The sequence below is a fragment of the Actinomadura luzonensis genome (genome assembly GCF_022664455.2).
GTDB classification, from domain to species: Bacteria; Actinomycetota; Actinomycetes; order Streptosporangiales; family Streptosporangiaceae; genus Nonomuraea; species Nonomuraea luzonensis.
Map to the genome: position 1 here is coordinate 2,878,110 of NZ_JAKRKC020000002.1, position 17,426 is coordinate 2,895,535.

Here is a 17,426-nt window from a genome sequence, read left to right on the forward strand (position 1 = left end):
GTCAGGGCTTCAGCGGCAGCCGCACCACGAAGCGGGTGTCGCCGGGCTCGGAGGTCACCTCCATCGTGCCGCCGTGCCTGGCGGCCACGATGTCCATGCTGACGTGCAGCCCGAGCCCGGTGCCCTTGCCCAGGTCCTTGGTGGTGAAGAAGGGCTGGAAGACCTGCGGCAGCACCTCGGCGGGGATGCCGGGGCCGTTGTCGCGGAACTCCACCACCGCGTGGTCGCCCTCGCGGCGGGTGAGGATGGTCAGCTCGCCCTCGCCGCCCATCGCGTCCACGGCGTTGTCGATGAGGTTCGTCCAGACCTGGTTGAGCTCGCTCGGGAAGGCCCGCAGGTCCGGCACGCCGCCGTACTCGCGGCGCACCCGCACGCCCCGCAGCTTGGGCGCCATCAGCGCGAGCGTGGCCTCCAGGCCCTCGCGCAGGTCGGCGTCGCGCTCGGGCGCGCGGTCCAGGTCGGTGTAGGCGGAGGTGCGCCGGACCAGCTCCACCACCCGCTCGGCCGCCTCGGCGACGTCGCCGGCCAGGGCCGCCGCCCGCAGCGCCGGGGCCAGGTAGTCCAGCGCCGCGACCAGCGCCGCCGGGCGCAGGGCCGCCGCCAGCTCCTCCAGCGCGGCCCGGTCCACGCCCTGCTCGGCCAGGTCCCCCGCGAGGTCCTCCAGCCCGGCGAGGTCGCCCGTGTGATCGCCCGCGTGATCTCCCGCGTGATCGCCCGCGAGGTCTTCGACGTCGGCCAGCCAGTCCGCGACGTCGTCGGCGGCCTCGGCCTCGGCCAGCGGGTCGCGGGGCGCGCCGGGGGCGGCCAGGCGCTCGCGCAGCCGGGCGACGTGCTCCAGCTCGGGCTCCTCGCCCACCCGCCCCCACCGCACGGCGGCGGCGGCGAGCGCGGGCGCGAGGGTACGCAGCTCCCGCGCGGCCCGCACGGCGGCCGAGGCCGGGTTGTTCAGCTCGTGCGCCAGCCCCGCCGCCAGCAGGCCGAGGCCCTCCAGCATGCGGCTGCGGCCGGCCTGGCGCTCCATCGCGTTGATGCGCCCGGCGAGCACGGGCAGCAGCACCCGGCACACCTGCGGGCAGCGCTCCAGCATGTCGTAGAAGGCGTCCCTGCCGTAGGCGACGACCTGCGCCCGGCACACGGCGAGCGCCGTGGCCAGGTACTCGTCGCTGGTCAGCAGCGGCAGCTCGCCGACGAACTGGTGCTCGAGCGTGTCGCCGACGTGCCGGGCCAGCACCTGCTCGCGCCCGGCCACCAGCTTGGTGACCACGATCTCGCCGCTCAGCAGCACGTAGAAGGCGTCGGCGGGGGCGCCCTCGACGAAGAGCACCTCACCGTCGTCGAGCGTGCGGACGACGCCCGCGCCGGCCAGCCAGTCGAGCTGCTCGGGGGACAGCCCCGAGAACAGCTCGATCCTGGCCAGCCGCTCGCTCAGCCATGCGGGAGCAGGCACAGTTCCTCCGCCTCCCGTCCGGCCCCGCCGCGCAGCAGCTTGTAGGCGTGGGCCACCGAGACCAGCGTGACGTGGTGGTGCCAGCCCTGGTAGGAGCGGCCCTCGAAGTGTTGCAGGCCGGACTCGGCGGCCACCGAGCCGAGCGCCGCGGCGGCCCGGTTGCGCATCCTGACCAGCCCGGCCAGGTCGGGCACCCGGTTGCGGCCGAGGTCGGTCAGCCACAGGGTGCGCGCGCCGGTCCGCGGCTGCCAGCCGCCGCCGGGCTGGAGCGGGCCGCGCTGGGCCGGCACCACGTGCAGCCGGGGCCTGGCCGGCTCCGGCACCGGCCGCGCCGCCGCGCCGCCGGAGGAGGCGCCGGGCCCGCTCACCGGCATCCCGTTGGGGGAGACCCGCACCAGGTACGGCAGTCCCCGCTCGGCCAGCCCGGCGAGCAGGCACTCCACGCCGGGCATCGACCTGCCGTCCACCACGACGGGCGCGGGCGGCAGGCCCCAGTCCAGCACCATCTCGTCCACGGCCTGCAGCAGGTGCCGCCAGTGCGGCCGGCTGCGCTCGTGCTCGGGCAGCCGGGCCCGCTCGCGCAGGCCGTCGTCGTCGTCCCAGCAGCGGGGCAGCAGCAGCCGCCAGTTGACCGGGCAGCCGCCCTCCTCGCCGACCAGCACGACCGCGAGCCCGACCTGGCAGTTGAGCAGCCGGCCCGCCGAGGGCACGAACTGCCGGGCGACGCCGACCGACTTGGAGCCGTTCTTGGGGAAGACCACCTCCTCCAGCACCCACGCCTTGGGCCGGATGGCCTCGACGAGGAGCTGGGCCAGGCGCTGGCGGACCGGCGCCCAGTCCCACGGGCTCTGGTTGATGAACTGCTGGAGGCACTGGTCGACGGGCCGTCCCACCACCTGTGCCGAGATCCGCCGGATGGATTTGCGGCCCGGGACGGAGAGCAGTCCCTGGACGTACACCTCGCCCCAGCGCCGCTGGTCCGAGCGGAGAAAAGTGGAGAAAAGATCCTCACAGAAAGAAGAGAGCCATATCTCCGGTGCGGTGAAATCCGAGTAGATGGTCATAAGACCAACCCCTATTAATTCGATCGTCCCCCTTTCCTCTCATTATGAGGAATACTCGGGCCGGAGTGACAGGAGCGGTTTATGCTGGCACTCTCACTTCTATTCACCCGGAGCCGGCCCCGGCCCACTGCGCCGCGCGTTCGGCGATCATCACGACCGTGGTGTGCGGGTGCGCGCTGACCAGCGTCGGCATCACCGAGGCGTCGGCCACGCGCAGCCCCTCGACGCCGCGCACGCGCAGCTCGGGGTCCACCACGGCCCGCTCGTCCACGCCCATCCGGCACGAGCCGGCGAAGTGGTAGTACGACCCGGTGTTGGCCTTGACCCAGGCGCGCAGCGCCTCGCGGCCGGTGACGTCCGGGCCGGGGGCGACCTCCGACAGGCCCCAGCCGTCCCTGAAGGCCCGGGTGCGGTAGATGTCCCTGGCGACCTCCACGACCTGCACCGTGCGCTCCAGGTCGGAGGGGTCGGCGAAGTAGTTCGCGCTGATCCTCGGCGGCAGCGCGGGATCGGCGCCCGCCAGCCGCACCCAGCCCCGCGACACCGGCGTCAGCAGGGCCGACAGGCTCAGGATGACGTGCGGGTCCACCAGCTCGCGCACCGGCTTGATGGGCTTGCCGGTCTGCGCCCGCCGCACCACGTTGGCGAAGAACTTCTCGCCGAACGGCGCCCGGTGCACCAGCGCCACCTCCAGGTCGGGCACCTCCAGCCCGTCCCGGGAGCCGCAGAACAGCGCGACCTCCGTCACCTGGCCGCGCGGGTCGTCGCCGGGCTTGGCCATGTAGCCGATGGGCCCGATGACCAGCGGATGGTCGTGGAAGTTGGCCCCGACGCCGGGCAGGTCGGCCAGCACGGGCACGCCCAGCGCGGCCAGGTCGGCGGCCGGGCCGAGGCCGGACAGCAGCAGCAGGTGGGGCGAGCGGATCGCCCCCGCGCACACCACGACCTCGGCCTCGGCCCGCGCCTCGTGCGCGACGCCGCCGCGCGTGTACGCGACGCCGGTGCAGCGGGTGCCCTCGAACAGCAGCCGGGTCGCCGGGGCGCCGTCCAGCACGGTGAGGTTCGGGCGCGCCATGGCCGGGTCCAGGTAGGCCTCCCGGGCGCCCCGGCGCAGGCCGTCCTTGATGTTGACGTGGTGCCAGCCGGCGCCGTGCAGGCCCGCGTTGAAGTCGTCCAGGCGCGGGTGGCCCAGCTCGGCGCAGGCGTCGATGAAGGTCTGCGAGATCGGGTTGCCGGTCTCGGCCGCGTCGGCGACGGTCATCGGGCCGCCCTTGCCGGCCGTCGGGTTGTGGCCGTCGCGCTGGTCCTCCAGCCGCTGCAGGTGGGGCAGCACGTCGGCGAAGGACCAGCCGGCGCAGCCCTCGCGGGCCCAGGAGTCGTAGTCCTGGGGACGGCCCCTGGTGTGCATCATGTGGTAGACGTTCGAGGAGCCGCCGAGGCCGCGGCCGGCCGCCGAGTAGACGCTGGTGCCGTCCAGGCCCGGCTGCGGCTCGCTCATGTACGCCCAGTCCAGCTCGGTGAGCAGGACCTCGTTCCACCGCCACGGCGTGCGCACCGCGTCGGTGACCTTGGCGTCGCCCGCCTCCAGCAGCAGCACGGAGGCGTCCGGGTCCTCGCTGAGCCGGCCGGCGACGACCGACCCGGCCGCCCCCGCCCCGACGACGATGTAGCGATAGGTGTTCGTTTCTGGCACGGGTCCTCCTTCAGGAGGTGAGCAGGTCCGCCGCGCGCTCCCCGATCATGACGGAGGCGGCGGCGGTGTTGCCTGTGGTGATGGACGGCATGACCGAGGCGTCGGCCACGCGCAGCCGCTCCACCCCGTGCACGCGCAGCGCCGGGTCGACCACGGCCATCGGGTCGCGGCCCATGCGGCAGGTGCCCACCGGATGCCACACGGTGGTCGCGGTGGCGCGGACGTAGGCGGCCAGGTCGCCGTCGCGGCCGGGCGCGCTCTCCCGCTCGTGCAGCGGGCTCATCGCCTCGGTGTGGGCCAGCTCACGGCACAGCTCGATGCCGTGCACCAGCGTCGCCAGGTCCTCCGGCTCGGCCAGGTAGGCGGGATCCACGAGCGGCGGGTCGGCCGGGTCGGCCGAGCGCAGGGCCAGCGTGCCCCTGCTGCGGGGCTGGGCCAGCACGGGCGCGAAGGTGAAGACCGGCCCGTCCACCCGGTACTCGTCGGCGACGAACTGCACCGGCCCGAACAGCAGCTGCAGCGCGATGTCGTCGGGCGGGAACAGGCCCGCCTCGGCCAGCAGCTCGGGCGCCGGCAGCTCGGCCCGCGCCCGGTAGGCGACGCCGAGGATGAGGTGGTCGTGCAGGTTCGCGCCGACGCCCGGCAGGTCCGCGGCCACCGCGAGGCCGTGCCGGCGCAGCTCGGCGGCCGGCCCGAGGCCGGAGAGCTGGAGCAGCTTGGGCGAGGCCAGCGCGCCGCAGGAGACGATCACCTCCTGGCCGGCGGCGGCGCGGCGCCGCTCGCCGTCGCGCACGTACTCGACGCCGGTCGCCCGGCCGCCGTCCAGCAGCACGCGGGTGGCCGTCGCGCCGGTCAGCACCGTGAGCCGGGGGTGGCCGCGCAGCGGGTCCAGGTAGGCGGAGGAGGTGCTGGAGCGCCGGTCGTCCTTGGTGCGGCTGGACTGGTAGGCGAACGCGCCCTCCTGGACGGCGCCGTTGTAGTCCCAGTCCGCGCCGCCGGGGAAGCCCAGCTCGCCCGCCGCCCGCAGGAAGGCGCGCGACACCTCCGACATCGACGACAGGCGGGCGACCTTCATCGGCCCGCCCGCCCCGTGGTACGGCCCCGCCCCGTCCTCGTAGTCCTCGGCGCGGCGGAAGCAGGGCAGCACGTCCTCGTACGCCCAGCCGTCGTTGCCCCGGGCGGCCCAGCCGTCGTAGTCGCGGCGGTTGCCGCGCACGTACAGCATGGCGTTGACCGAGCTGCCGCCGCCCAGCACCCTGCCCTGCGGCAGCGGCACGGTCCGCCCGCCGAGGCCCGCCTGCGGGACCGTCTCGTAGGGCCAGGTGACCTGGGGGTCGCCCCACAGCGAGGCCATGCCGGGGATGCCGGTCTGCTGGATGGCCGGCAGGTCGGCCTCCCCGCCGGCCTCCAGCAGCAGCACCCGCGCCTGCGTCCGCTCCACCAGCCGGGCGGCGACCACCGCGCCGGCCGCGCCGCCGCCCACGACGACGTAGTCGTGGGAGCTCTGGTCGTGGCCGCTCATCAGCGGGCCTCGGGCCCGATGACCCAGTGCTCGGTGACGGCCATGCGGTGCACGTAGCGCGGCTCGGCCAGCGTCTCCAGGTCCGCCTGGACCTTGGCGTACTCGGGCGAGGCGAGCGCCGCCGCCATCGACTCCCGGTCGTCGAACCACAGCAGGTGCGCCACGTCGAGCACGGCCTCGCCGATGCCGTACGCGCCGTCCCTGACGTGGCACTGCAGGTAGCGGCGCACGCCGGGCACGGCCGCGACCAGGGCGGCGTGCCCGCCGAGGCTCGCCTGCCGGAACTCCGCGCGGGGCAGCCCCTCGCGCCGCTTGGCCAGCACGATGAGCTTGACGCCGCGGGCGGGGGCCACGTCCGGCCCCGGCACCAGCTCGTGCGCGTCGGTGTCGAGCACGACCGTGCGCCAGAACGCCGCCCAGCGTGGCTCGTCCAGCCGCGCGCCCTCCAGGAACTCGGGCGTCTGCAGGGATTCGAGCTGCTCCTTCTCGTCGCGCAGCCAGATCTCCGCGACGCCGCTCCACAGCGGCTCGCCCTCCTCCGGCCAGAACGGGATCCGCGTGTCGATCAGGTACTTCCTGATCTGCGGGATCTTGCTGGCGTACCGGACGGCGTGCACGTTCAGCCAGTACTGCTGGAACTCCTCCTCCGTCATCCCCGGCCTGGGGGCGGCGAAGATCAGCTGATGGATCACGGTGTTCTCCTCGGTGGGGTTACGGCAGCGCGACGGACTGCGCGTGCCGGAAGACCTCGCGGGGGTCGTAGGCCGCCTTGGCCTGCTGGAGCCGCGGGTAGTTGCCCTTGTAGTAGAGGGTGTGCCAGGGCACGCCCGACCGGTTCCAGGCCGGGTCGGTGATGTCCGGGTCGGGGTTGTTGACGTAGCAGCCGTCGGCCTGGTCGCCGGGCACCGGGTAGCCGCCGGTGGCCGACCACACCGACGCGTACAGCTCGCGCAGCCAGCCGATGTTGGCCGCGTCGGCGGCCGGGTCCTGCCACTGCGTCTCGAACAGCGTCCAGAACGCGGCCCCCCGGTGCACGAGCGCGGTCCGGTCGGCGGGGACCGCGTTGATCGCCCCGCCGCTGAACCCGGCCAGCGTCACCGCGGCGGCCGGGTTGGCGAAGCCCGGCCTGGTGAGCGCGTCGTACATCGCGCCCGCCTGCTCGGCCGTGTACGACCGCCGCAGGTAGGCCGACTTCGACGAGCCGCGCAGCGTCGGGTTGATGAACGACGGGATGCTGGCCGCGATCAGCTTGACCGCGCGCAGCCACGGCAGGCGCTGCGCGGGCTGCGCCGCGACCACGGCGTCCACGCCGAGCCCGGCGGTCAGGTCGCGCAGGTAGCCGGACAGGATCGTCTCCGCGCCGGGGGCGGCCGCGTCCACCTGGGTCAGCAGGAACACGTTCCCGCTGGAGCGGTGGGCGAGGGAGGCGACGCCGGACAGGACGCGGGCGGGGTCGGAGGGGGCGGCGTGCTGCTCGTACCAGGCGCCCCAGTTCGTCACCAGCGTGGCGAACGTCGTGCGGTCCAGCGCGCTCCACGGGATGCCGACGGCGCTGAGCAGCACGTCCTTGGGCGGGTTGACGAGCAGCCGGCCCGGGTCGGAGCCGCTCGCGCCGGGCGTGCGGAACCAGAAGCGGGTGACGATCCCGAAGTTGCCGCCACCGCCGCCGGCGCACGCCCACCACAGCTCGCGGTCGGGGTCGCCGGGCTCGCGGCTCGCCACGACGACGCGCGCCCGGCCGCTCCGGTCCACGACCACGACCTCGACCGCCGCCAGGTGGTCGATCACCGTGCCGTGCTGGCGGGACAGGAAGCCGTAGCCGCCGCCGGTGGCGTGGCCGCCGATGCCGACCGTCGGGCACATGCCGCCGGGGATCGTCACCCCCCACTGCTTGTACAGCCGGTCGTAGACGCCCGACAGCCGGGCGCCGCCCTCCACGGCGAACGCCCGCCGCTGCGCGTCGAAGTACACCGCGTCCAGGCCGGACAGGTCGATGACCACCTCGACGTCAGGGTTGAACACGAACGGGGCCAGGCAGTGGCCGCCGCACACCACCGAGATGCGCTTGCCGGCGTCCACCGCCTCCTGGACGGCCGCCACGACCTGCGCGGTCGAGCTCACCACCCGGACGTAGTCGGGCCGGCCGACCCAGCGCTGGTTGTAGCCGACGGTCAGCTCCTGGTAGCGGGGGTCGCCGGGGAGGACGGTGACCGGGCCGGTCACCGGCGCCCCCGCCGTCTCCGCCCGCGCGGGGGAGGCGGACACCGCCGCCGCCCCGGCGGCCAGGGCGGCCCCGCCCAGCAGCCCCCGTCTCGACGGACCTTCCATGATCGCTCCTTCTTCAGGTTTCGACGAGACCCCGGCCCAGGTAGTCGCCGGGGCCGGGCGCGCCGGGCAGCGCGAAGTAGAACCCGCCGCCCTCGGGGCGGGTGAAGGCCTCCATGGGCTCGCCCTTCAGCCGCTCCTGGGCCGCCAGGAAGTTGGCGAGCCTGCGCTGGTAGCCGACGAACGCCAGCCCCTGGTCCAGCAGGCCGCCGGCGTCGAGGCCGCGGGCGTAGTTGAAGCCGCGGCGCAGCATGGCCTTCTCCGGGCCCGCCGTCCGCGGGTTGGCCAGCCGGATGTGGGCGTCCAGCGGGGTGCGCGCGCCGGCCGGGTCCGCGGCGTAGCGGGGCGCGTCGGTCTCCCTGACGCCGTCCAGCGGGGCGCCGGACGCCTTGCGGCGGCCCATCACGCGCTCCTGGGCGGCCTCGGGGACCTGGTCCCAGCGCTCGACGAACAGCCTGATCAGCCGGACGGCGACGTACGTGCCGCCGGTGGCCCACGCGGGCTCGCCGTCGCCGGGGCCGACCCACACCACGCGGTCCATGAGGGCGGGGTCGGCGGCGTCGGGGTTGCCGGTGCCGTCCTTGAAGCCGAGCAGGTTGCGGTTGCCGGTGGCGCCGCGCGTGGCGAGCGCGTCCGGGCGGGCGAAGCCGTCCTGCGACCAGACGGGGACGAGCGAGCCGCCCGCCGCGGCCGTCAGGCGGCGCAGCGCGTGCACGCACACGTCGGGGTGGTCGGCCTGGAACAACACGAGCAGGTCGCCGTGCAGGCGGGCGGGGTCGAGCCGGTCGTTGGCCAGCGCGGTCATGGGGACCAGCTCGGCGGGCCGGCGGCCGGCCAGGCCGTAACGGGCGTCGAAGAGCGACGCGCCGACCGAGAGCGTCGCCACCACCGGCTGCCGGCCCTGCCCGAGCAGCAGCGCGCTGTCGGCCACCGGCCCGCCCGTGGCGCCCGGGGCGGCGCGGCCGGAAGGGGCCGGGCCGGTGGCGCCGGCCGGGGCGTGGCCCGCCATCAGGGCGTCGAGCTCGGCCGAGACGGCGCGGAGCGTGCGGGCCAGCCCCGCCCGGTCCCGGTCGCGGCAGCGGAACGCGGCCAGCAGGCAGGCCAGGGCCGGCCCGGTGAGGATGCCCGGCTGGTGGGCGGCGCGGAAGGAGGCGGGGGAGACCCGCCCGTTCCCGGACAGGGGCGCGCCACCGGCGGGGCCGGACGAGGGCGCGCCGGCGGGGCCGGACGGGGGCGCGCCGGCGGGGCCGGACGGGGGCGCGCCGGCGGAACCGGCCTGGGTGGCGGCGGCGGTCAGGGCGCTGCCCGCCGCCAGCCCCGCCCCCGCTCCGAGGAACCACCGGCGCGAGGGCCGCCGCCCGCCGTCCGCCGCCCCTTCCGTGCCGTTGTGGGACATGTCGCCGTCCACTCCAGGTGATCGTCAGGACACCCTCATGGTGTCCCGGACCGGCCCGGACGGCGCCGAAAAGGGACGGAGTCCGTTATCTGCACGGAATCCGCGGCGGACGTGACGAAGTACGGCTCAGGGCTACGGAAGCGCCAGCATCCGGTCCAGGGCGACCTTGGCCCAGTGCGTGGTGCCGGCGTCCACCGTGATCTGGTTGGGCACCTCGCCGAGCACCAGCGACTCCAGCGCCCACACCAGGTGCGGCAGGTCGATGCGGTTCATGGTCGAGCAGTAGCAGACCGTCCGGTCCAGGAACGAGACGTTCTTGTCCGGGAACATCTGGGCCAGCCGCTTGACCAGGTTCAGCTCGGTGCCGACGGCCCAGCTCGACCCGGCGGGCGCCGCCTCCAGCGTCTTGATGATGTACTCGGTGGAGCCCACCTGGTCGGCCTTGAGCACGACCTCGTGCCGGCACTCGGGGTGCACCAGCACGTTCACGCCGGGGACGCGGGCGCGCACGTCGTCCACCGACTCGGCGGTGAAGCGGCCGTGCACCGAGCAGTGGCCGCGCCACAGGATCATCCTGGCCCGCGCCAGCTGCTCGCGGGTCAGGCCGCCGCCGGGCCGGTGCGGGTTCCACACGACGCAGTCGTCGAGCGTCATGCCCATCTCCAGCACGGCGGTGTTGCGCCCGAGGTGCTGGTCGGGCAGGAACAGCACCTTCTCGCCCTGCTCGAAGGCCCATTCGAGGGCGCGGCGGGCGTTGGAGGAGGTGCACACCACGCCGCCGTTGCGCCCGCAGAACGCCTTGATGTCGGCGCTGGAGTTCATGTACGTGACCGGCACCACCAGGTCGGCGAGGCCGGCGTCCTCCAGCGCCTCCCAGCACTCCTCCACCTGGTCGAAGGTGGCCATGTCGGCCATCGAGCAGCCGGCCGCCAGGTCGGGCAGGATCACCTTCTGCCCGTCGCCGGTCAGGATGTCGGCCGACTCGGCCATGAAGTGCACGCCGCAGAAGACGATGTACTCCGCCTCGGGCCGCGCGGCGGCCTGCTGGGCCAGCTTGAAGGAGTCGCCGGTCACGTCGGCGAACTGGATGACCTCGTCGCGCTGGTAGTGGTGGCCGAGCACGAACAGCCGCTCGCCCAGGGCCTGCTTGGCCTGGCGGGCGCGCTCCACCAGCCCCGGGTCGGAGGCCGGGGGCAGCTCGCCGGGACAGTCGACCCCCTGCTCGCTGTGCGGATCGGCGCCCCGCCCGAGGACGAAGAGCGGGAGCCCAGTCTGGGTGGCCATGGCCACACCCCCCTAATGAGGCACTTATCGTCAGAAAGACGATACTCACTATGACACACGGGGGAAGCGCGTTGTTCCCGGGGCGGCAGCCCCCGGGAATGTGTGGCATGGGCCGGGTGTTGGTAGCGTCATCAGTAGGACGTCGAGAACAGACAGCCCCAGTTAGGGAGTCAGCGAGATGACGGTTGAGAGCAGCGAGACCACGACGCAGGGCCTGATCCTGACCGACGCGGCCGCCGCGAAGGTCAAGAGCCTGCTCGAGCAGCAGGGCGAGGAGGGTCTGCAGCTGCGGGTCGCGGTGCAGCCGGGTGGTTGCTCCGGCCTGCGCTACCAGCTCTTCTTCGACGATCGTTCGATGGACGGCGACGTCGTGTCGGAGTTCGGCGGCGTCAACGTCGTCACCGACCGGATGAGCGCTCCTTACCTCATGGGCGCCTCCATCGACTTCGTCGACACGATCGAGAAGCAGGGGTTCACCATCGACAACCCCAACGCCACGGGCTCCTGTGCCTGCGGCGACTCGTTCAACTAGCCGACGGGCCGCCCGGTCCCGCCCGCCTTTGTGCGCGCGGGACCTTCGCGTATTCTCGTGGGGCTCACTGGCTTGCTGACAACGAGGAAGAAGAATCCCGTGCGCATCGCCGTAACCGGCTCCATCGCGACAGACCATCTCATGACCTTCCCGGGCAGTTTCGGCGATCAGCTCATCGCCGAGAAGCTCGACCGGGTGTCACTGTCGTTCCTGGTCGACGACCTGCAGATCCGCCGCGGCGGCTGCGCCGCGAACATCGCCTTCGGCATGGGCTGCCTGGGGCTGCGGCCCGTCCTGGTGGGAGCCGTCGGCGCCGACTTCGCCGACTACCGGTCCTGGCTGGAGCGCCACGGCGTCGACTGCGACTCCGTGCACGTCTCGGAGACCCAGCACACGGCGCGCTTCCTGTGCACCACCGACGAGCACCACAACCAGATCGCCTCGTTCTACACCGGGGCCATGGCCGAGGCGCGGCTGATCGAGCTCAAGCCGGTCGCCGACCGCGTCGGCGGCCTCGACCTCGTGCTGATCAGCCCCAACGACCCCGACGCGATGCTCCGGCACACCGACGAGTGCCGCCAGCGCGGCATCCCCTTCGCCGCCGACATCTCCCAGCAGCTCGCCCGCATGGCCGACGAGCAGATCCGCCAGCTCGTCGACGGCGCCGCCTACCTCTTCTCCAACGACTACGAGAAGGGCCTCATCGAGCAGAAGACCGGCTGGTCCGACGAGGAGATCCTCGACCGCGTCGGCGTCCGGGTCACCACGCTCGGCCCCAAGGGCGCGGTCATCGACCGCAAGGGCGAGCCGTCCATCCAGGTCGCGCCCTCGCCGGAGCGCGGCAAGGCCGACCCCACGGGCGTCGGCGACGCCTTCCGCGCCGGGTTCCTGTCCGCGCTGGCCTGGGGCCTGTCGCTGGAGCGCTGCGGCCAGGTGGGCAACCTCACCGCCACGCACGTGCTGGAGCGCGTGGGCGGCCAGGAGTACGAGCTCGGCCAGGGGGCCTTCCTGGAGCGCTTCGCCGCCGCCTACGGCCCGGACGCCGCGGCCGAGGTGGCCGGGCACGTCCGCTGCCACCACCCGTAACGTCCCCGTCCCCCGAACGGCGGAGCGCCCCCACAGGTGATCGCGGGGGCGCTCCCTTCACGTCGTCCTAGTCGGTGCCGTACACCCGGTGCACGAACTCGGCGAGCTGGTCGTCGGGCAGGTGCCGGGCCAGGTCGGCCTCGCTGATCATGCCGATGATCCGGTCGCCGTCCATCACCGGCAGGCGCTTGATCTGGTGCGCCTCCATCCGCGCCAGCGCCTCCTCGACGCTGGTGTCGGCGGTCACCCAGACCAGGCCGGTCGCCAGCTCGCCGGCCGTCACCCGGGCCGGGTCGTGGCCCGCGGCCACGCACTTCACGACGATGTCGCGGTCGGTGATGATGCCGGTCACGCGGTCGTCGGGCCCGCACACCGGCAGCGCCCCCACGCCGTTGGCGCGCATCATCTGCGCGGCGCGGTCGAGGGTCTCGTGCGCGCCGATGCACTCGGCTCCCGTGCTCATCACGTCGCGGGCGGTCTCGGGTGTGTGCTCGCTGGTCATGGCTTACCCCCGAAGGTCGGTGACATCCGTACGGGGGAGCCCCTACCCAGCCAAACCGGATAAATCAGTAATTACGCCTCACGTGTATCGCCCAGCCGCCCCCGGGCAGCTCGTACGAGCCCACGTGGCGGTGCGACTTCAGCCGGCACCAGGCCGGCACGTCGTTGTAGGCCGCCGGATCGTCGGCCAGCACCGCCACCACCGCGTTCAGCGGCACGGCGTTGATCTGCTCGGCGAGCATGATGATCGGGATCGGGCACTTCTTGCCGAGCGCGTCGATCGTCAGGGCGGGCTGAGCTACGTCGGTCATGAGACTCCTGCGTCCTGGCGGATGCGGCGCACCAGCTCGGGCAGCACGGCGAGGAACCTGTCGACCTCGGCCGCGTCGGCGCCCCTGGGCAGCGACACCCGGACATTGCCATGCGTGAGCACGCCCATCGCTTCGAGGACGTGCGATGGACGAAGCGTACTAGCGGTGCACGAACTTCCGGACGACACGGCGAACCCGGCCTTGTCGAGCTCGGTCAGCAGCGCCTCGCCGTCCACGTAGAGACAGGAGAAGGTGACGATGTGCGGCGCCCGGTCGACGGGGTCGCCGATCACCTCCACGTCCGGGACGATCGTCGGCACGGTCTCCCTGATGCGCGTCACCAGCGCGGAGAGCCGCGCCTGCTCCGCCTCCGCCTCGGCGCTCACCGCGCGGAGCGCCGCCGCCGCGGCCACCGCGGCCGGGACGTTCTCGAAGCCCGGCACCCGCCGCCGCTCCCGCTCGTCCTCCGGCAGGTACGACCGGAACCGGGTGCCCTTGCGCACCGCCAGCACGCCCACCCCGGCCGGGCCGCCCCACTTGTGCGCGCTCGCCGTCAGCACCGACCAGCCCGCCGGCACCGGCAGCCGCCCGGCCGTCTGGGCGGCGTCGACCAGCAGCGGCACCCCGTGCTCCGCGCACGCCGCGGCCGCCTCGGCGACCGGCTGCAGCGTGCCCACCTCGTGGTTGGCCGTCTGCAGGCAGGCGAGCGCGGTGCCGGGCCGCGCCACCGCCGCCGCGAACGCGGCCAGGTCGACCCGGCCGGTGAGGCCGACGCCCACCGTCTCCATGGTGCCGCCCTCGCGTTCGTGCAGGCCGCCGGCGTGCAGCACGCTGGAGTGCTCGACGGCGGAGGTCACCAGGTGGCGCCCGGCCCTGCGCCTTCCGTGTAGGGTGCCGAGGACGCCGAGATGCACGGCCTGCGTGCCGGAGGAGGTGAACGCCACCTCGTCCGGGCGGGCGCCGAGCACCTCGGCCACCTCCGCGCGGGCCTGCTCCAGCAGCAGGTGCGCGCGGCGGGCCGCGCCGTACAGTCTCGCGGGGTCGGCCCAGCCGACGTCGATCGCCGCCAGCAGCGCCTCGCGCGCCTGCGGGTGGAGCGGCTCGGTGGAGGCCGCGTCGAAATACGCCACGAGACTTATCGTCCCACTTGCGGCGCCACCGAGGGGTCGCGCGGTGGGGCGGGGCACCTGCACGCTAATGTGTCTGCAATCAGCTGTGCATAGGAAATACGAGCACCCGAGGGAAAGACCCTTGGGCTTCATCTGTGGGGTAGGCGATCCGTGAGTCCGACCCGCCGTACGCGGCGTTCGTTGGCCCGGCGCAGGGTGCCACGCGCCGCCGCTCTGGCGTTGCTGCTGGCCACTGCTACGGCGTGTGCTAATGACGTGCCCGAGGCCGACTGGTCTCGTGGCTTGCTTCCCAAACACATCACCGAGCAGGGCGGCATAGTCCAGACCCTGTGGAACGGGGCCTGGATCGCCGCGCTCGCCACGGGCGCCGTCGTCATCGTCCTGATCCTGTGGGCGTCGTTCTTCCACCGCAAGCGCCGGGCCAAGGCCGACCTCCCGCCGCAGGTGCGTTACAACCTGCCGATCGAGATGCTCTACACCTTGATCCCGCTGGTCATGGTGTCGGTGTTCTTCTTCTTCACCGCCCGCGACAGCGAGGCGCTGACCAAGGTCGACGGCAACGCCCCGGTCAAGGTGAAGGTCGAGGCCTTCCAGTGGAGCTGGCGCTTCACCACCACCTACAACGGCAAGAGCTCGCAGCCGGTCGCCGGCACCCCGGTGCACGACTACCACCAGGGCCCGCAGCTCGTCCTGCCGGTCAACCAGAAGGTGGAGTTCGACCTGTCCACCGAGGACGTCATCCACTCCTTCTGGGTCCCCGACATGTTGTTCAAGCGTGACATCATCCCCGGCATCCCCGAGGGCAACCCGGGCCGGAAGTTCCAGGTCACGACCCTGAACAGGCCGGGCGTCTACGCCGGCCGCTGCGCCGAGCTGTGCGGCGTCGACCACAGCCGCATGCTGTTCTCGGTGAAGCTCGTATCGCAGCAAGAGTTCGACCAGTACATCGCGACACACCAGGCTGGGAGCGCCCAGTGACCGCCATCCAGGAACCACCCGTCCGCACCGCGGTGATCCGGCCCGTCACCAAGGGCCAGATCATCGCGAAGTGGATGTCGTCCACTGATCACAAGATCATTGGGCACATGTACCTCATCACGTCGTTCGTGTTCTTCCTGATCGGCGGCGTGATGGCGCTGATCATGCGGGCGGAGCTGGCGCAGCCCGGGCTGCAGTTCACCTCCAACGAGCAGTTCAACCAGCTGTTCACCATGCACGGCACGATCATGCTGCTGATGTTCGCGACGCCGCTGTTCGCCGGCTTCGCCAACGAGCTCATGCCGCTGCAGATCGGCGCCCCCGACGTGGCCTTCCCGCGGCTCAACATGGTGAGCTACTGGCTCTACCTGTTCGGCAGCATCATCGCGGTGTCGGGCTTCCTCACCCCGGGCGGCGCGGCCTCCTTCGGCTGGTTCGCCTACACCCCGCTGTCGGACGCGATCTACTCGCCCGGCGTCGGCGGCGACCTGTGGATCATGGGCCTGGCGCTGTCCGGCCTCGGCACGATCCTCGGCGCGGTCAACTTCATCACCACGATCATCACCATGCGCGCGCCCGGCATGACCATGTTCCGCATGCCGATCTTCACCTGGAACGTGCTGCTCACCAGCATGCTCGTGCTGATGGCGTTCCCGGTGCTGGCCGCCGCGCTGCTGGCGCTGGAGGCCGACCGCAAGCTCGGCACGCACATCTTCGACACCGCCAACGGCGGGCCGATGCTCTGGCAGCACCTGTTCTGGTTCTTCGGCCACCCCGAGGTGTACATCATCGCGCTGCCGTTCTTCGGCATCGTGACGGAGATCCTGCCGGTCTTCAGCCGCAAGCCGATCTTCGGCTACATCAGCCTCGTCGCCGCGACCATCTCGATCGCGGGCCTGTCCATCACGGTCTGGGCGCACCACATGTTCCCGACCGGGCAGGTGCTGCTGCCGTTCTTCTCGTTCATGACGTTCCTCATCGCGGTGCCGACCGGGGTGAAGTTCTTCAACTGGATCGGCACGATGTGGCGCGGCCACCTGAGCTTCGAGTCGCCGATGCTGTTCTCCGTCGGCTTCCTCATCACCTTCCTGCTCGGCGGCCTGACGGGCGTCATCCTGGCCTCGCCGCCGCTCGACTTCCACATCAGCGACACCTACTTCGTCGTCGCCCACTTCCACTACGTGGTCTTCGGCACCGTGGTGTTCGCGATGTTCGCGGGCTTCTACTTCTGGTGGCCCAAGTTCACCGGCCGGATGCTCAACGACAAGCTGGGCAAGCTGCACTTCTGGCTGCTGTTCATCGGCTTCCACACGACGTTCCTCGTGCAGCACTGGCTGGGCGTGGCGGGCTTCCCGCGCCGCTACGCCGACTACAGCGCGGCCGACGGCTTCACCGACCTCAACATGATCTCGTCGGTGGGCGCGTTCGTGCTCGGCCTGTCCACGCTGCCGTTCTTCTACAACGTCTGGAAGACCTGGCGCACCGCGCCCAAGGTCACCGTGGACGACCCGTGGGGCTACGGCGGCTCGCTCGAATGGGCGACCTCCTGCCCGCCGCCGCGGCACAACTTCACCAAGCTGCCGCCCATCCGGTCCGAGCGGCCGGCGTTCGACCTGCACTACCCGCACACCACGGGCGGCACGTCCCACCACAAGAACGTCACCAAGGCTGACAAGCCCGCCGGGGAGGTCGAGGCCTGATGAAGGTCCAGGGTTGGCTGTTCCTGCTGTGCGGCCTGTTCTTCGCCGGCGTCGACGTCGCCTACTGGTTCTGGACCAAGGCGGCGACCGGCGTGGGTGAGCCGGTCGGCACCACCGCGATGGCGATCTCGGTCGGCTTCGCGTTCATGGTCGGCTACTACCTGATGTTCACCGCGCGGCGCATCGGCGCCCAGCCGGAGGACAACAAGCAGGCCGACATCAGCGACGGCGCGGGCGAGATCGGCTTCTTCAGCCCGAGCAGCTGGTGGCCGCTGTTCCTGTGCCTGGCGGCGGCGTTCGCCTTCGCCGGGTTCGTGATCGGCTTCTGGATGTTCCTGATCGGGATCTTCCTGGTCATCATGGCCATGATCGGGTTCGTCTTCCAGTACTACCGGGGCAACTTCTCGCACTGAGGTCGCCTCGCCGGGGCGGGCGCCTTCCCTCTTGAGGGGCGGCG

16 protein-coding genes are annotated in these 17,426 nt (G+C 72.5%); 5 read left to right on the forward strand and 11 right to left on the reverse strand.

Annotated features, from left to right (window positions below; translation table 11 throughout):
- Position 1: 1 nt before the first annotated feature.
- The 8 genes from MF672_RS43720 to nadA all read right to left on the reverse strand — a co-directional run bounded on the left by MF672_RS43720 (position 2) and on the right by nadA (position 10,731).
- Positions 2–1,447: an ATP-binding protein gene (locus tag MF672_RS43720; protein ID WP_242381568.1), complete on the reverse strand. Its 1,446-nt coding sequence runs from the start codon at positions 1,445–1,447 to the stop codon at positions 2–4.
- Entirely contained in the window at positions 1,426–2,511 is a 1,086-nt protein-coding gene (locus MF672_RS43725; RefSeq protein ID WP_242381569.1) for an IS701 family transposase, read from the reverse strand. Before MF672_RS43725 ends, MF672_RS43720 begins: the two co-directional genes overlap by 22 nt.
- 103 nt (positions 2,512–2,614) lie before the next feature.
- Positions 2,615–4,204 carry a GMC family oxidoreductase gene (locus MF672_RS43730; protein WP_242381570.1) on the reverse strand — a complete coding sequence of 530 codons (1,590 nt, stop codon included), beginning with the start codon at positions 4,202–4,204 and terminating at the stop codon, positions 2,615–2,617.
- 10 nt (positions 4,205–4,214) lie between these two features.
- On the reverse strand, positions 4,215–5,726 hold the full coding sequence (locus MF672_RS43735; protein WP_242381571.1) for a GMC family oxidoreductase: 1,512 nt from the start codon (positions 5,724–5,726) through the stop codon (positions 4,215–4,217).
- Positions 5,726–6,418, reverse strand: coding sequence for an EthD domain-containing protein (locus MF672_RS43740; RefSeq protein ID WP_242381572.1), 693 nt, complete (start codon positions 6,416–6,418; stop codon positions 5,726–5,728). Before MF672_RS43740 ends, MF672_RS43735 begins: the two co-directional genes overlap by 1 nt.
- 19 nt (positions 6,419–6,437) lie before the next feature.
- Positions 6,438–8,054 (reverse strand): FAD-binding oxidoreductase, encoded by a 1,617-nt coding sequence (locus MF672_RS43745; RefSeq protein WP_242381573.1) that lies wholly within the window; start codon positions 8,052–8,054, stop codon positions 6,438–6,440.
- Between the two features lie 13 nt (positions 8,055–8,067).
- A complete protein-coding gene (locus MF672_RS43750; RefSeq protein ID WP_302893377.1) occupies positions 8,068–9,459 on the reverse strand; it encodes a Dyp-type peroxidase in 1,392 nt (463 codons plus the stop codon).
- A gap of 120 nt (positions 9,460–9,579) precedes the next feature.
- The gene (gene nadA, locus MF672_RS43760; RefSeq protein WP_242381777.1) at positions 9,580–10,731 is read right to left on the reverse strand and encodes a quinolinate synthase NadA; all 1,152 of its coding nucleotides are present in this window, start codon (positions 10,729–10,731) and stop codon (positions 9,580–9,582) included.
- A 178-nt stretch (positions 10,732–10,909) separates the two neighbouring features.
- On the opposite strand from nadA, the gene erpA reads away from it, so the two are divergent.
- Together erpA and MF672_RS43770 are read left to right on the forward strand one after the other, a co-directional pair.
- Entirely contained in the window at positions 10,910–11,263 is a 354-nt protein-coding gene (erpA, locus tag MF672_RS43765) for an iron-sulfur cluster insertion protein ErpA (RefSeq protein ID WP_242381778.1), read from the forward strand.
- Between the two features lie 99 nt (positions 11,264–11,362).
- Positions 11,363–12,349 carry a carbohydrate kinase family protein gene (locus tag MF672_RS43770; RefSeq protein WP_242381779.1) on the forward strand — a complete coding sequence of 329 codons (987 nt, stop codon included), beginning with the start codon at positions 11,363–11,365 and terminating at the stop codon, positions 12,347–12,349.
- A gap of 67 nt (positions 12,350–12,416) precedes the next feature.
- Here MF672_RS43770 and MF672_RS43775 read toward each other — a convergent pair whose 3' ends face one another.
- From MF672_RS43775 to MF672_RS43785, 3 genes are all read right to left on the reverse strand, one after another.
- A complete protein-coding gene (locus tag MF672_RS43775; RefSeq protein ID WP_242381780.1) occupies positions 12,417–12,851 on the reverse strand; it encodes a CBS domain-containing protein in 435 nt (144 codons plus the stop codon).
- Between the two features lie 64 nt (positions 12,852–12,915).
- Positions 12,916–13,161 carry a sulfurtransferase TusA family protein gene (locus MF672_RS43780; protein ID WP_242381781.1) on the reverse strand — a complete coding sequence of 82 codons (246 nt, stop codon included), beginning with the start codon at positions 13,159–13,161 and terminating at the stop codon, positions 12,916–12,918.
- Entirely contained in the window at positions 13,158–14,291 is a 1,134-nt protein-coding gene (locus tag MF672_RS43785; RefSeq protein ID WP_242381782.1) for a cysteine desulfurase family protein, read from the reverse strand. The genes MF672_RS43780 and MF672_RS43785 overlap by 4 nt, the downstream gene beginning before the upstream one ends.
- Before the next feature lie 195 nt (positions 14,292–14,486).
- On the opposite strand from MF672_RS43785, the gene ctaC reads away from it, so the two are divergent.
- The 3 genes from ctaC to MF672_RS43800 are packed head-to-tail and all read left to right on the forward strand — an operon-like array spanning position 14,487 to position 17,382.
- Positions 14,487–15,269, forward strand: a complete 783-nt coding sequence (ctaC, locus tag MF672_RS43790) for an aa3-type cytochrome oxidase subunit II (RefSeq protein ID WP_444861121.1) — start codon at positions 14,487–14,489, stop codon at positions 15,267–15,269.
- Positions 15,266–16,969: an aa3-type cytochrome oxidase subunit I gene (ctaD, locus tag MF672_RS43795; protein WP_242381784.1), complete on the forward strand. Its 1,704-nt coding sequence runs from the start codon at positions 15,266–15,268 to the stop codon at positions 16,967–16,969. The genes ctaC and ctaD overlap by 4 nt, the downstream gene beginning before the upstream one ends.
- On the forward strand, positions 16,969–17,382 hold the full coding sequence (locus MF672_RS43800; RefSeq protein WP_242381785.1) for a cytochrome c oxidase subunit 4: 414 nt from the start codon (positions 16,969–16,971) through the stop codon (positions 17,380–17,382). Before ctaD ends, MF672_RS43800 begins: the two co-directional genes overlap by 1 nt.
- The last annotated feature ends 44 nt before the right edge of the window (positions 17,383–17,426 follow it).